This is a genomic window from Streptomyces sp. NBC_01241 (assembly GCF_041435435.1).
GTDB lineage: Bacteria > Actinomycetota > Actinomycetes > Streptomycetales > Streptomycetaceae > Streptomyces.
Window position 1 is genome coordinate 6685671 of record NZ_CP108494.1, and the last position, 13558, is coordinate 6699228.

At 69.8% G+C, this 13558-nt stretch carries 10 protein-coding genes; 4 read left to right on the forward strand and 6 right to left on the reverse strand.

All coding sequences use genetic code 11. The annotated features are described in order from the left end of the window. Nucleotides 1-195: 195 nt before the first annotated feature. Nucleotides 196-693 carry a DUF6415 family natural product biosynthesis protein gene (locus tag OG306_RS30150; RefSeq protein ID WP_371665867.1) on the reverse strand — a complete coding sequence of 166 codons (498 nt, stop codon included), beginning with the start codon at nt 691-693 and terminating at the stop codon, nt 196-198. 189 nt (nt 694-882) lie between these two features. Here OG306_RS30150 and OG306_RS30155 point away from each other — a divergent pair, with 189 nt between their 5' ends. From OG306_RS30155 to OG306_RS30170, 4 genes are all read left to right on the forward strand, one after another. Beyond that, a complete protein-coding gene (locus OG306_RS30155; RefSeq protein WP_371665868.1) occupies nt 883-2271 on the forward strand; it encodes a Tat pathway signal protein in 1389 nt (462 codons plus the stop codon). 72 nt (nt 2272-2343) lie between these two features. After that, a complete protein-coding gene (locus OG306_RS30160) occupies nt 2344-2826 on the forward strand; it encodes an SAM-dependent methyltransferase (protein ID WP_371665869.1) in 483 nt (160 codons plus the stop codon). Between the two features lie 1008 nt (nt 2827-3834). Then, the gene (locus tag OG306_RS30165) at nt 3835-5229 is read left to right on the forward strand and encodes a B12-binding domain-containing radical SAM protein (protein WP_371665870.1); all 1395 of its coding nucleotides are present in this window, start codon (nt 3835-3837) and stop codon (nt 5227-5229) included. A 205-nt stretch (nt 5230-5434) separates the two neighbouring features. Then, nucleotides 5435-5962, forward strand: a complete 528-nt coding sequence (locus OG306_RS30170; protein ID WP_250993278.1) for a ribonucleoside-diphosphate reductase — start codon at nt 5435-5437, stop codon at nt 5960-5962. Between the two features lie 79 nt (nt 5963-6041). On the opposite strand, the gene OG306_RS30175 is transcribed toward OG306_RS30170, so the two are convergent. Genes OG306_RS30175 through OG306_RS30195 form a run of 5 tightly spaced genes read right to left on the reverse strand, consistent with a single transcriptional unit; the run spans nt 6042 to nt 13305 of the window. After that, nucleotides 6042-8792 (reverse strand): AMP-binding protein, encoded by a 2751-nt coding sequence (locus OG306_RS30175; RefSeq protein ID WP_371665871.1) that lies wholly within the window; start codon nt 8790-8792, stop codon nt 6042-6044. Then, nucleotides 8789-9469 carry an HIT family protein gene (locus OG306_RS30180; RefSeq protein ID WP_371665872.1) on the reverse strand — a complete coding sequence of 227 codons (681 nt, stop codon included), beginning with the start codon at nt 9467-9469 and terminating at the stop codon, nt 8789-8791. Before OG306_RS30180 ends, OG306_RS30175 begins: the two co-directional genes overlap by 4 nt. Then, nucleotides 9456-10784: a class I adenylate-forming enzyme family protein gene (locus tag OG306_RS30185; protein ID WP_371665873.1), complete on the reverse strand. Its 1329-nt coding sequence runs from the start codon at nt 10782-10784 to the stop codon at nt 9456-9458. The genes OG306_RS30180 and OG306_RS30185 overlap by 14 nt, the downstream gene beginning before the upstream one ends. Next, entirely contained in the window at nt 10781-11869 is a 1089-nt protein-coding gene (locus OG306_RS30190) for a TauD/TfdA family dioxygenase (protein ID WP_371665874.1), read from the reverse strand. Before OG306_RS30190 ends, OG306_RS30185 begins: the two co-directional genes overlap by 4 nt. Next, on the reverse strand, nt 11863-13305 hold the full coding sequence (locus OG306_RS30195) for an FAD-dependent protein (protein ID WP_371665875.1): 1443 nt from the start codon (nt 13303-13305) through the stop codon (nt 11863-11865). The genes OG306_RS30190 and OG306_RS30195 overlap by 7 nt, the downstream gene beginning before the upstream one ends. Nucleotides 13306-13558: the final 253 nt, after the last annotated feature.

Below are 13558 nucleotides of genomic sequence, written 5' to 3' on the forward strand. Positions count from 1 at the left end.
CTTTGGGGCCGCCGAAACGGCCGGGAAATGTAGGTGAGGAGGGACTCAGTGGTTACCGGTGCGAGGGAAATGCGTTCTGTCCCGGTGCGGAGTCCTCGTCCTGTGGAGCTGCGCGGCCGGTTGCTCGTCCACCGCGGAGAAGCAGCCACGCCATCGGGCCGAGAATCAGCGCGATCAGAACTGCCCCGGTGACGGTCATGCCCGGGGCACCGACGCGGCCAGAACCAAGCAGGCGAAGGCAACGGCGAAGACCGAGCCGCGCAGCACGTTGATCTGCGGCTTCCACCAACGCCATCTCCGCGTCGGCTTCGCGGGGGCAACACCGTGAGCTTGCACGGTCGCGACAAATGCCTGAGTTGCCTCGGCCAGCTTGACCAGATGCACCCTGCTGGGCATGTAGCCGTCGGGGACGCCCGCCGCAGCGAGCTGCTGCGCGCCGCGCAGCGCGGGCGCTCCTGGCGGTACCACGACCGCAAGTTGGCTGATGTGACCGCGAAGGCGCCGCGCGAGTTCCTCCACGTCGCCCGCGCTCCCCGGCAGCGGCGACTCCTCGTCCAGCACGAGCGCCACCGTCTCCGCCGCGGCCACCGCTTGATCGCGCTGCACATCGGCCGACTCCATGGTGATGCGGCCCAGCCTGCCTCGGCCAGCGCGGTGCCAGGGTTTCCGATGTAGGACCAGCGAGGGACGCATGACGCAACTCCTGTTTGGATCAGGCCAAGTTGAGTGAGGTTCGCCGTGGAAAGCCGACGACTGTCGTGCAAAGTGAGTGATCCGGCCGCTACGTTGAGCGAACCGTGAATCCCCACCGAGGGGTATGCCTGCACGGCCGTCAAGGCCGTCAAAGGCGTCAAAGATCATTTTGGAACCGAGGGGCAGTCCATGGGCCGTGAGCGAAACGTCGCCCTCGCCGCACTCCTGCGGGAAGCAGGCTGGTCCCAGCCCCAAGCAGCCGCCGCGGTCGCCCGAGTGGCCGCGGAGAGCGGCGTACGGGAGCTGGAGGCCATCTCCCGTTCGCACATCGCCATGTGGGTCCAGGGCACGAAGCCCAGCAAAAAAGCGCGGCATATCCTGCGCGAGACGCTGTCCCGCAGGCTCCGCCGCCCCCTCACCCTGGCAGACCTCGGGCTGGAAGAAGAGCCGACAGGCACGACCGACAGCGGTTCCGACTGGAGCGTCGACCCTCTGACCGTGCTGGCCGAGCTGGGAAGCGACGATTTGGACATGCACCGACGCAAGCTGCTGGCGACCGCCGCGTACTCCGCCGCCGGCCTCGCCCTGCCCACCGCCTCGTGGTGGGCAGCCGCCCCTGCCGCAGCAGCCAGGCGCACGGCCGTCTCCCCCCGGCTGGCGGCCCAGGCCGACATCGACGACGTCCGCGACCTCACAAACTTCTACTCCGCGCGCGACCAGCAGCGCGGCGGAGCCTCCGGGCGCTCGGCCCTGGCCGGCCACCTTCGCGACGAAGCTGTCCCCCTGCTCGGCAGCCGATTTCGCACGGAACGGCACCGCCGGGACACCTACTCCGCCGTCGCGGAGATGACCTACCTCGCTGGCTGGATGGCCTTCGACGCCTCCGAGCACCGCACGGCCCAGCGATACCTCACTCTTGCCACCCGCATCGCGGCAGAAGCCGGGGACGGACCACTCGCTGGCCACATCCTGCGCGCCCTCGCACACCAAGCAGTGGACCTCGGGCACCTCCCCAGAGCACGCGCTCTGGCCGACGCCTCCATGTCCCGCGACCGCTACGGCCAGGCCAGCCACCGCGAGAAGGCCCTGCTTGCGATCGTTCACGCCAGAGCGCTCGCGGCCGACGGAGACCGGCCCGGTACCCTCGCGGCCATCAGCCGCGCGGAGCGGGACCTCGCCCGCGCCGACGACGACGATGCGCCGGGCCGCGTGGACTTCTTCCAGGAAGCCTCCCTCGCCCACGAGACTGCCTGTGCCCTGCGCGACATGGGCCAGCCGCTCGACGCGGAGATCCACTTCCAGCGCAGTGTTGCCACCCGCCGCCGGCAGCAATACGCCCGCACCCACAGCGTGACCCTTGGCTACCTCGGCGCCGTCCAGGTCCAGCAAGGACGCCTCGATGAGGCGTGCGCTACCTGGGGCCAGGCGCTCGATGCGATGGCCGGCGTCCAGTCTGGCCGCGCCCGTGATGTCATCGTGCGGATGCAGAGCGACCTCTCGCCCGTCCGGCAACGCGGAGGACGTCACGTGGCCGAATTGGACCGCCGGGCACGGGAGATGCTGCGCGCCATAGGCTGACTGCAGAGCAGGCCCGTCGCTTCGCGTGACGGCTACCGAATACGCAACTTTGAGGGAGAGGAACGAGCCCCGATGGCGACGTACGAGGTCGAATCGATCGCAACGGTGGTCGGGGGCCACACCCGCGTTCAGGACGACTACCAGGGCGGGGTCGAATCTGTCATCCGGCTCAACGACGCGTACCCCCTCGAAACGTTGCAGGGCATCGAGGAGTTCTCCCACTTGACGGTGACGTGGCGCTTCCACCTGGCGCGGCCGGAAGACGTCCAGCTGCACGCGCGTAGCCCCCGAGGGAACCCGAGGTGGCCGGCGACCGGTACGTTCGTCCACCGCAACCATCGGCGGCCCAACCAACTGGCGACCAGCTACCCGCGGTTGCTGAAAGTGGAGGGCCGGGATCTTCTGGTGACGGATCTTGACGCCGTCGACGGGACGCCCATCATCGACCTGGCGCCGTACTTCGAGGAGATGGGGCCTCGAAGCGACGTCCGTCAGCCAGCTTGGCCGGTCGAGATGCTTGCTACGTACTGGCTGGACGCTTCGGGGCGTCCGTAGCTCGGCTTCCCGTAATTCCTCGACGGCGCTGCTCGCAGCGGCAGTCATCAGGGCCTGCCCGCGGGGATTCGGAACGTGTACCACGTTGTCCGGCCGTCCTTGCTGGCGCCCCAGTCTTCTGAGAGGGCCTTTACGAGACCCAGGCCCAGCCCCGACGTGGCGTCCGCACTGGCCGAACGCATTGGTCGCCGGCACTGAGCTGCCGTCGATCACCTCGACGCGAATCTCGGTTTCGCGGCACCGGACGCGCAGTGAGACGTCTCCCGCGCCGTGAGTAACACCGTTAGTGACCAGCTCTGAAATGCAGAGCACCACGCTTTCCGTCAAAGGATCGGCGACCTCACATAGCCGTAGGAAGATGCTGCTGGTGTGACGGGAGCGGCCGACGCTGATCGGTTCCGGGGTGAAGCACGACTCGAAGGCGGCGTACGCGGGGCGCGGTACCGATCTCGTCGTGACGGATGCGACGGCTGTTGCGACGGTCACCGTGTTCCAGCCGTCGTGGCCGCCCAGCCCCTTCGCCGGGGCGTTCGGGTGCAGAGTGGGCGGGAGCCGCCAGAGCGCGTCGGGGCCATGCAGCACAGGGAGTCGGCCCTGCTCAGCGACGGTGCCGGTGATGCGCGGGAGCGTCTGTGTCGTCATGGCCAACAGGTCCGGATCTCTCATTGGTCGGGGCGTCGTAGTGATGCAGCAGCGGCGACGGATTACGCGTTGTCGCCGTCATCAGCGTTTCGCCTGGCGCGTGGCGTCGGTACGCCATTCGTCTGCCACTTCACTGCCACTTGCGGCGGGCCGTAGTCGCTTTGGGTCGGTCTCGAATGGATTGAGCAGTCGGGGTGCTGAAGCCCGAAAGCACTCGCTCCGGTCTCGGTCTCCGGTCCGGCGGGGAAGTGGCAGTGGAGTGGCAAGCCCGTGGCGTACCGACGCCATCGCGGCGGCGCGAGGCTGGGCCGTGGCCGCTGTCGTGCGGCTGCGACTGCTATCTACGGCCTGGGAGTGTGACCTTCAGTGGGGAAGATCGTCTTGTTCGCCGGCGTGGACCCGCTAGCCACCGGCGAGTCCGACTACCCTTGGCATCCGCTATCCGTGCTGACGGTCGGCACCGCCTTGCGGGCCGCGGGGCACGAACCGGCAATCATCGACTGCCAGATCGAACCGGACTGGCGCAAGAAGCTGGCGGACGAGGCCAAGGACGCCCTCTACGTCGGGGTTTCGTGCATGACGGGCCCGAGCATCGGCAACGTGCTGGACGCGATTGGCACTGTGCGCGAGCACGCGCCGGGCGTACCTGTGGTGTGGGGCGGCTACCACGCCTCGCTCGCCTACCGGGGGATCCTGCGGGAACGGTGGGTGGACGTGGTCGTCCTCGGACCGGGCGAAGCCGCGGCCGTGGCGCTGGCCGAGCTGGCCGAGCGGGAAGGCGGTCTCGCCAATTCCGATTCGCTCGCGGCCATCCCGAATCTGGCCTACCGGGACGGAAGGCGCGAGATCTCACTGCGCGGTGCGGTGGCGGACCGGATCCTGGAAACCCCGTACGGCGCGCTGGCGGACATGAGCAGCGTTCCGCCCCTGGACTACACCCTGATCCCTGTCACCGCGTACTACACCGACAGGGTCCGGGATCTGAGCTACCTCACGTCCTGGGGCTGTCCGCATCCCTGCGGGTTCTGCAGCGAGCCGAAGACCAGCCTGCGCCGCTGGAAAGGGCTGCCACCGAAGCGAGTCGTCGACGAGGTCGAGGCGCTGTGGAGGACCTACGCGCCGGACCAGATCAGCCTGATGGACCCGAACTTCTCGACCAACACCCAGCGGGTGATCGGCATCGTCGAGGAGATGGAGCGGCGCGGCCTGTGCATCCAGTTACGGGCAAACATGCGGGCCAAGGACATCGTGAATCTCGCCGGGCACATCGACCTCGAACGGCTCCGGAAGGTCGGCTTCAGTGCGATCTTCGTCGGCTGCGAATCAGGGTCCGACCGGATGCTGGAGTTGATGACGAAGAACGCGACGGTCCAGCACACGATCGACGGCTGCCGGATGCTGTCGGCGGCCGGCATCGTCCAGCTCACCAGCTGGATCCACGACCTTCCACAGGAGACCGACGAGGACAGCGACCTCACGTTCGGTCTCGTCAAGGACCTTGCCCAGCTCCCGCACAACGAGCAGAAGCATCACTTCTTCACGCCGTTCCCGGCCACCGACATGTACGAGGCGCTCTTCGGCGCCAGCGAGGACGACGGGCGCAGCCAGCGCGACTGGGCCCGCAGTGACACCTACTCCGGGAGCGCGATCTGGTCGGGCCGGCCCGACTTCCGCCGCCGGGTGCTGGGGCGGCTCCTGGAGCTCCGGGAGCAACACCCCGACGTCCTCGTCCGGTCCCTTCCCCGCCTCATGGAGGTCTGAGCAGCCCGGCAGCGGAACAACCGTGCTGGGGGCGCGCGTTCGGCGCGCCGCGATTGGTGCCGACCGCTCCTCACCTCTACGGTAGGAATCCCACATCTTGTGGTCATCGAACGTCAGATGCCCATAGGTTGTGGGCGTCAGCCCTGTTATGCCCTTTTCGACCACCCAGAGGACACATTCGATGGCGGACCGAACCGTTGACGGCATGGCGCGTACGCAGAGGAGCGGGGAGCACCCCCTTGGACAGGTACCCCCGCGGTCCCCGAGGCGTCTGAAGTCGACGACACGGTCGTTCAACGTCGGCGAGGGGAAGGGCTACCTCACGGTCGCCTGCACCGAGGACGGCCGGCCTGCCGCGGTCACGATCTTCATGGCCAAGCAGGGTTCGACCATGGCGGGTCTGATGGACGGCTTCAGCACGACCATCACCCAGGGCCTGCGGCACCAGGTCCCGCTGGAGGTGTTCGTCCGCGAGTACGTCAGCATGCGCTTCGAGCCCGCGGGCCTGACCAACGACCCCGAGATCAAGCAGGCCACGTCCGTCCTGGACTACGTCGGCCGGCGCCTGGCGCTCGACTACCTGCCCTACGACACCCGGGTGGAGTTCGGCGTGCTGACGGCCGACGAACGCGCGGCAAAGGAACTCCAGGACAGCGTGGGCGACGCGGCGTGGACCGACATGATCGGCCTGGCGATGTCCGCGCCGACCGTCACGAGCCCCCGCCGAGGCTGAGGACGCGACAAGGAGGGGCCGACCCGCGATGCGTTCGCGGGTCGGCCCCTTCGCCTGTGCCAGGCCGTGTGGACCGCGATCAGTCGCCCGTCCACGTGAGCGCGGTCTCGATCGCGGCGTCCACGTCGGGCACGAGGGTGACTTCGGGGAGCATGTCGAAGGAACAGCTCGGCTCCCCCACGTAGATGACCGGGATGCCGGCGGCCAGCGCGCATCCGATTTCCACGCTCAGCCCCGCGCTGCGTCTGCTGAACCCCATGGCGATCAGCACCTTGGAGCGGCGGACGTCGTCCAGGCACAACCGGGCGGCGAGCCGGTTGAGCGCTATCCCCGCATCGAACTGGCAGCTGGGCCGGGTGAGCGGGTCGAGGTCGAGCCACCGCGAGGTGGAGTGCAGCGGCGCGGGCAGGCTGTCGCGGAGCCGGCGGATCTGGTTGCGGTGGCGGAGCGTGGCCGCGAGGTACACCGGGACGGCCTCGGGCGGGACGGGCTCGCTGTGCAGGATCCGGTTCGGGTCCGCGGTGCGCAGGCGGGCTGGACCCGGCCGGGGTGAGAAGCGGTTGCCCGCGGTGGTCCGTCCGGCCCCATAGGGCGTGATCGGACTGTAGGCGTGGCCGAGGTCCTCGTGCAGCAGGGGCATCCCGATGAGTCTGCGCCGTTCGTCGACCTTCCCGTAGATGCCGTCGAGCGGGTAGAGGAAGCGGGGTTTCTCGTCGCGGACGAGCACGAAGGTGCCGTAGCGCTGGGGTTGTCCGTGCAAGGACTGGACACGGTCGTCCAGCAGCGCCAGGTGTCGGCCGTCGATGAGCCGTGTGGTGACGTTGCGGGTCGCTTCGTAGAGGAGTTCGTCTCTGCGGTCGCCCGCGAGATCCGCGTGCTGCATCAGCAGCCAGACCGCGTCCACGGCGGCGGGATCGTTCCGGTCGAGCCTCGGCCAGTGATGCTGGGCGACCGCGTCGATCACTTCTGCGGTGGCGTCGGCGGACGCCTCCAGGTAGAGCGCCAGGTCCTCGGTGGCGTTGGCCAGCTCGGGGGCCAGGGCCGGCAGGAGGGTGAGCGGCTGGGGCCACTCGGGGTAACCGAGGGCTTTTCCGATCTTGTCGTCCAGGGCCGGGTCGACGAACAGGGAGGCCAGAGCACTCTCCAGGAGGAGTTGCTCTCGCTCGGCGACCTGGGTGAGGTGCTGCCAGATACCGGGACTGGTGGCAGGGGCTCGGGGGGCGATGACGAGTTCCTCGCTGACAGGAGCGGCAGCACGTCGTGCCTGCTCAAGGTGGGTACGGGCGGCGGTGGTGTCCAGCTTGCCCGCCTCGGTGCGCGGGATGGCGGCGACCCGCACGATCGTGCGCGGAACCTTGAAGTCCGCGAGCTGGCCGCGGGCGTAGCGGCGTACGCCTTCCACCTCGCCACCGACCGCCAGGTGGAGGAGCGCGCCCAGGGTGTGGCCGCGTACAGGGTGAACCAGCGGTATGACGGCGGCGTCCTGGACGTCGGAGTGGGCTAGCAGCACGCGGGTGATCTCGGGAAGGTAGACCTTCTCCCCGCCGAGGTTGACGCACTCGCTGTCCCTGCCGAGCAGGACGATTCGGCGTTCCGCGACCAGACGGGCGTGGTCTCCGGAGAGCAGGTACGTCGTGCGGTCGCTGACGCGAAAGCGCTTCGCCGGAAGGCCGCCGGTGGGGTGGATGCCGAGGGGGTGGGGCGCGGCGACGGCCAGGAGGCCGTCTTGGCCGACGGACGCGGGAGTCCCGTCGGTCCGCAGTACGACGGCATGGGCGCCGAGATCGAAGGTCCCGGTGGCCGGCACGAAGTCGGCTGTGGCAATGGAGAAGCCGATGCCGGTGGCTTCGGTGGCGCCGAGCGTCTCGATGAGCCGTGCGTGGGGCAGGGCGTCGAGGAGACTGCGCTTGACCTGCTGGCTCCACGCGGCACCGGATGAGGTGATGGTGGTCAGGTGCGAGAGGTCCCAGCGGCCGGGCCGGCGGTGCAGGGCGGTGGCGAGGGGGCGGGCGAGGGGGTCGCCCACGATGGCGAGGGTGTCGGCGCGGTGCTGGGCGACGGTGTCCCAGATGGCGGAGGGGCCGGGCTCGGGGACGGTGATCACCGTGCCTCCGGCGCACAGCGCGCCCAGGGCGCGAGTCTGCCCTGAGCCGTGCATGAGCGGGCTCGCCACGACCAGTCGGGCATCCGCGACGGCGATCGGGCCCGCGGTCTCCATGCTGCTGCGGCGCAGCCACGGATTGTGGGCGTTGAGATGACGGGCAAGATCACCCACCCGCCAGCAGATCGCGGCGGGTCCGCCGGTGGTGCCGCCGGTGCACTTGATGAAGATGTCGTCCGGGGAGGACGCCCAGGGATCGTCCGAGCCGGCGGACCCCTGGGCGCTCAGGATCCGATCCAGCGATTGCGTCCAGGCGGGCAGGTCCTGCGGGCCCGTGGCGATCCACGTCCGGCATCCGGGTAGTCCGGCGCGGGCGGCAGACATCTCGGTGAGCTGTTCGGGTGCCAGGAAGACGGCGCTCGGCGTGAGCAAGGTGAAAATGCCGTCGAGTTCGCGGGCCCGGTAGCGGTAGTTGATGTTGGCGGGTACGACGCCGATGCGCAGGCAGGCGGCGAGGCAGACAAGATGCTCCGGCCGGTTGGGCAGTGCCAGAGCGGCGATGTCCCCGCGGCCGAGGCCCCGGCTGCGGAGATGCGCGGCCAACGTGGCGGCCTGGGCGTCAAACTGCTGCCAGGTCACCGTGCTGCCGCCGTGGATGAGGGCGGGGCGCTCCGGATGGTCTGCGGCGATACGCCGCCACAGACTCGCGAAGTCGAGACCGGCGCTCACCTGGGTGTCCCGGCCCGGGACGCTGTTGCCCGGCGGGCCGCCGGCCTGACGGTGGTGAGGTCGTCGACGGTGGCGCGCATCAGTTCGGGGAACGGGTGGGCCTGCCAGTCCCATGCCGCGTCCTCGATCTGCGGATCGAGCCGGGCCACGACCTCCCGCAGCCGGATCCGGGGAAAGGCATCGTTGGGAACGGGGTGGCACGTCAGGGCGCCGGTCTGGTCCCGCACGGTGATGTAGGAGGTGTCCGGGCCGCGGGGGACCTGGGCGTAGCTGGCGATCTCGTATCCCGGGGCCCGCGCGGCGAGCCATTCGCCGAGGTCGGCGGTGCTGGGCAGCATGTGCAGATGGCCATGGCAGATGCGCCGCCCGGCGGGGAGGTTGAGGCCGTACTCGAAGGTGAGGATCGGGCGCCGGTAGACCTGGTGCAGCTGGTCGGCGAGGTCGTGGGCCATGCCCTCCACCCCCGCCAGTTCGTCGTCGTTCAGCTGTCCGAGCGAGAGGACGTGGGTGGTGGGCACCACGAGCAGGTAGCCGGGGACGAAGGCGCCGATGGTCGGCACCGCCGCGGCGTACTCGCTCGCTGCGACGACGCGTTGCTGACCGGCATGGAGATGGCGTTGCAGAGTGCAGTCGTCGACGTCCGGGTTGATGGCCTGGCACAGGTCACAGTCGGGCATGTCCTTCTCGCAGGGTCGTGTGATCGGGAGCTGTGGTCCGGCGCAGCTCGATGGCGTGGGGCCGCTGAGGCGGTGTCAGCCGCTGGGCACACCAGGTGCGCAGGACCGATGGGGTGAGGGCCGGGTCCTCGGTGTGGACGACGGCGGACAGCACGGATCCGAACCGGGTGTGAGGGCTGATGCGGATTTCGCAAGCCTGTACGGCGGGGTGGGCGGACAGGGTGTCGTGGGTCTCGGCCACGGCGACCTTGACGCCCGCCACGATGGCGCGGCCGGGGACGGCCACGTCGGTGACCTCGATGCGGTCGGTGTCGCCGATGCGCCTGCCGAGGTCGCCGACGCTCTGCCATTGCGGCCGGCCGGCGCACAGCTGGTCGGTGCGGTGGGAGATGAGTGCGGCCCGGCTGCGGCCCTCGATGGTTCCCTGGGTGCCGGCCGCTACGGGCCAGCGGCTGGGGTCGACGATCCGTAGCTCGGTATCGGGCAGCGGAGTTCCGCCGGGGCCGCGAGAGGTGTAGGGGTTGAAGGTCCCGTCGTACAGGGTGGTCCCGTAGTACTCCGCGAGGCGCTCGGGCCCCAGGACATCGGCCAGTTGCTGGCGCAGCGGGGGCGGGCACGGGGCCGAGGAATGCAGGAGCAGGCGCAGCGAGGAGCAGGCGCTGCGGAGTTCTCGGCGCGGGCGTGCGTCCCAGACCTGCTGGATCTGCGTCGGCACCAGGAACGCCCAGTCCGGCTTGTGGCCGTGGACGCTCTCCAGCCACTGTTCGGCCTCGAAGCGGGGGGCGAGGATGATGCAGCCGCCGAGGAGGAGCTGGCGCAGTGCGAACTCGAACGGCCCGTTCAGGTGCATGGGGGCGGCGAAGAGAGCGCGTCCGCCGGGCCGCATGCCCAGAGCGCGGGCCTTGCGTGGGGCGGCAGGTGACTCGCCGTGCGTCAGGACCGGAACCTGCTGGTGGCTCGATACGGCCAGGACCGCCTTCCACGGGCGGCAGCCAGCTCTCCTTGCCGCCTGCACGTCGCGCAGTGCCTCTCTTTCGGGGATGCGGGCGGGCAGTACCAACGGTGTGCGGCCCACCATGAGGGCGGCGCACACCTGGATGAAGAACGCGGCACTGGGTGCGGCGCGCAGTACCGCGACGCCCGCGTCGTGATCGGGATGGGCTTCCAGGTCCTGGGCCTGACGGGCGGCGGCCAGGTAGAGGGAGCGGAAGCTCGTCGTGCCGTGGCGGTCGATCACGGCGGGGTGGTCGGGCCGCTGGCGGGCGGTGCGGTGGAGTTTGCCGACGATGTCCGCGTGCCACGGTTGCACGGTCATGCGGCGGGGGCCGGCTCGGGAGCGGTCGGCGGCTTCCAGGAGGTGGCGAGCTGCTGTTGCTGGTCGTCGGTGAGCCATCCGAAGCGGAGGTACTCGTCGGCCTCTGCGGCCCGGCGGCCGCGGTAGTGGGGGAAGGTGACCCACGACCGGAGAAGGTGACGGGGCTCGGCGGGGGGCTGCGGGTCGCGGTAGGCGGTGCGGGAGTGGAGCACGGTGTGGTTGTTGACCAGTTGGAGGTCTCCCGCGCGCAGTTCCATGTCGACGCTGTTCTCGTCGGCGATCTCTTCCAGCAGGTCGAAGGCGGCCATCGCATCCCTCGGGAGCGGGACCTCCGTGACGGCGGGGGTCTCCAGCAGCGTGTGCCGGACGTAGCGGGTGGAGAAGCGGCCTCGGTGGAGGGAGAAGACCGGCGATATGAAGGTGGGGGGCAGGCCGGGCACGTTGCCGCCGGCCATGTGGAAGTGGAACGGCTGGTACAGTTCGGCGGTCCACGTCGGGGAAGCGTTCAGCATCTGGTTGTGGACCGTGGCGGCCGAGGCGAGACGGGAGAGCCCTCCGGTCTCGGACGCGGTCAGGCACAGCAGGGCTGCGGCATCGGCACCGTCGGTGTGGAACCACAGGCGGTCGGCGGTCTGATGGCCGCGCACGGTTGCGTCGCCCAGCACGCGACCGGTCGCGCGGACGTGCCGGATGAGCTGTCCGTCCCGGCTCTGGGTGGCGATGGGGCCCAGGTAGGTGGCTAGTCCGCGCAGGAGCAGCGCGTTCTGGTGTTCGTCGAGCCGGTCGACGGGCAGCCCGCGCAGCACGGCGAAGCCGCGGCCGTCGGACACCTCGCTGGAGATCGCTTCCAGGATCGAGCCGACGTGGCCCAGCGGGAAGTCCCCGCGGTTGATGTAGCGGCCGGTGAACATGTCCTGGCCGGTGAGCCGGTTCTGCGCGACGGTGAGCGCGTCGATGATCTCGATGGTCTCCTCGCGCGCGAGCGTGTATGTCCAGGCTTCGGGCGAGAAGGTACTTCGGTCCCACAGCGGGGCCTCGTCGGAGGTCAGCCACTTCGGGCAGGGTGTGCGGGCGGAGGTCAGCATGCTGGAGTCCTTGGGAGGCGGGGCCGGGGGAGCCAGGCGTTGACGCTGCGGCGGGCGGTGATCGCGTCACCAGCGAGCCAGCCGGAGTCGGCGGCGCCGATGATCCCGCCGGTGAGCCCGGGGCCGTCACCGACCAGGTAGAGACCGGGATGGCCGGGGGCCTGCATGTCGTCGCCGACCTCGAAGCGGTCGGCCCAGCGCTCGACGGCCGGCCCGTACAGCATGTTGCGGGGGTTCAGGACCTGCGGGCACAGCCGGGCAAGGCGATGAAGGTAGTCGCGCAGCAGGACGACGATCGGCTGGGGGAAGAGCGCGGCGAGGTTCCCGGGGACGGCATCGGGGATGCTGGGGACGAACCCGTACGCAGCGTCGGGGACGGTTCCGGTGGTGGGGACGCCGGCCAGGAAGTCGCCGAGTGTCTGGGCCATTACCCGGCCTCCGTTGGCGCGGTTCATCCGGGTGACGAGGTCGCGCACGAACTCCGCGCTCAACGGGAACGCGTCTCCGGCGGTGGCCAGCACCGCGGTGTTGCTGCGGTTGTGCCCATGGTCGCTGGTGGAGTGTCCGCCGACCAGGGTGAGGTCTTGGTACTGAGCCGGGACGACGTCCCCGCCGAAGCAGACGCAGTGCGTGCGGACTTCGGCCCCGGCGCCGGGCTTCCAGATGACCTTGGGGTCGGTGGCGACCTTCAGCAGCAGATCCAGGAACTCGCGCGGTCCTTCCAGACGGAAGCCGAGTTTGGGCTGGGCGCTCTTCCGGGGCAGTCCCAGTGTGGTCCCGAGCGCGCGCAGCCAGGCCGCACCGATCTTCCCCGGTGCGAGCACCACGTTGTCCGCGTACAGCGGCATCGGCTCTGTCCAGCCGTTGCCGGTGACCCAGACCTCCCAGCGGTGGCTGGCGGCGGGTGAGGGCCGAACCTCGGTGCAGCGGATTCCGCAGAGCACGGGAGCGACAGCTTCGACCTGCCGGCGCAGGGCGGACGTCATGCGCATGAGCTGGTCGCTGCCGATGTGGCGGACGGGGTAGTGCAAGTACTCGAGGTCCTCGGCTGCGGCCAGTTCGGCCAGTTCGGCGGCCTTGGCGTCGTCGGCACCGTGCAGCGGGGCGTCCTCGCCGGCGCGGAAGAGCTCGTCGATGGCGTACTGCCGTGCTTCGACCTCGTGAGGGGGGAAGCGGTGGGAGATGGTGGAGCCGATGCGGTGCGACAGGCACAGTTTGCCGTCGCTGAACATTCCGGCGCCGCCGAACCCCGAGGTGATGGTGCGCTTCTCGTCCTCGCCCAGCTCGCGGGCCCGGATGCGCCCGTCGATGTCGTCGCCCTGGTCCAGGACGACGACGCCACCAGCCGTGGCTCCCGCGCGGATCGCGGCGAGCAGCCCCGCCGGGCCGGCACCGATGACAAGGGTGCCGCACTGGGTGGGGGGCCTCCGCGACACGGGCGTGGAAGGTAAGGACACGGCAGCCTCCGGCTGAGGAACGGATCGGTGCGCGGTCCGTCCGGCCGGACGCCCGCTGAATGCCGCCCTCGAGAACTGCTCGTACGTCAGCTCCCCGAGGGCCGCTGGCATCTACGTTCGCCCGATCTGTATGGCGTCGGTACGCCATTCGTCTGCCACTTCTCTGCCACTTGGCGGCGAGCACAGCACTCCCACCCATCCCGGCAAAGCACATGATTCTTCTCAAATGAGC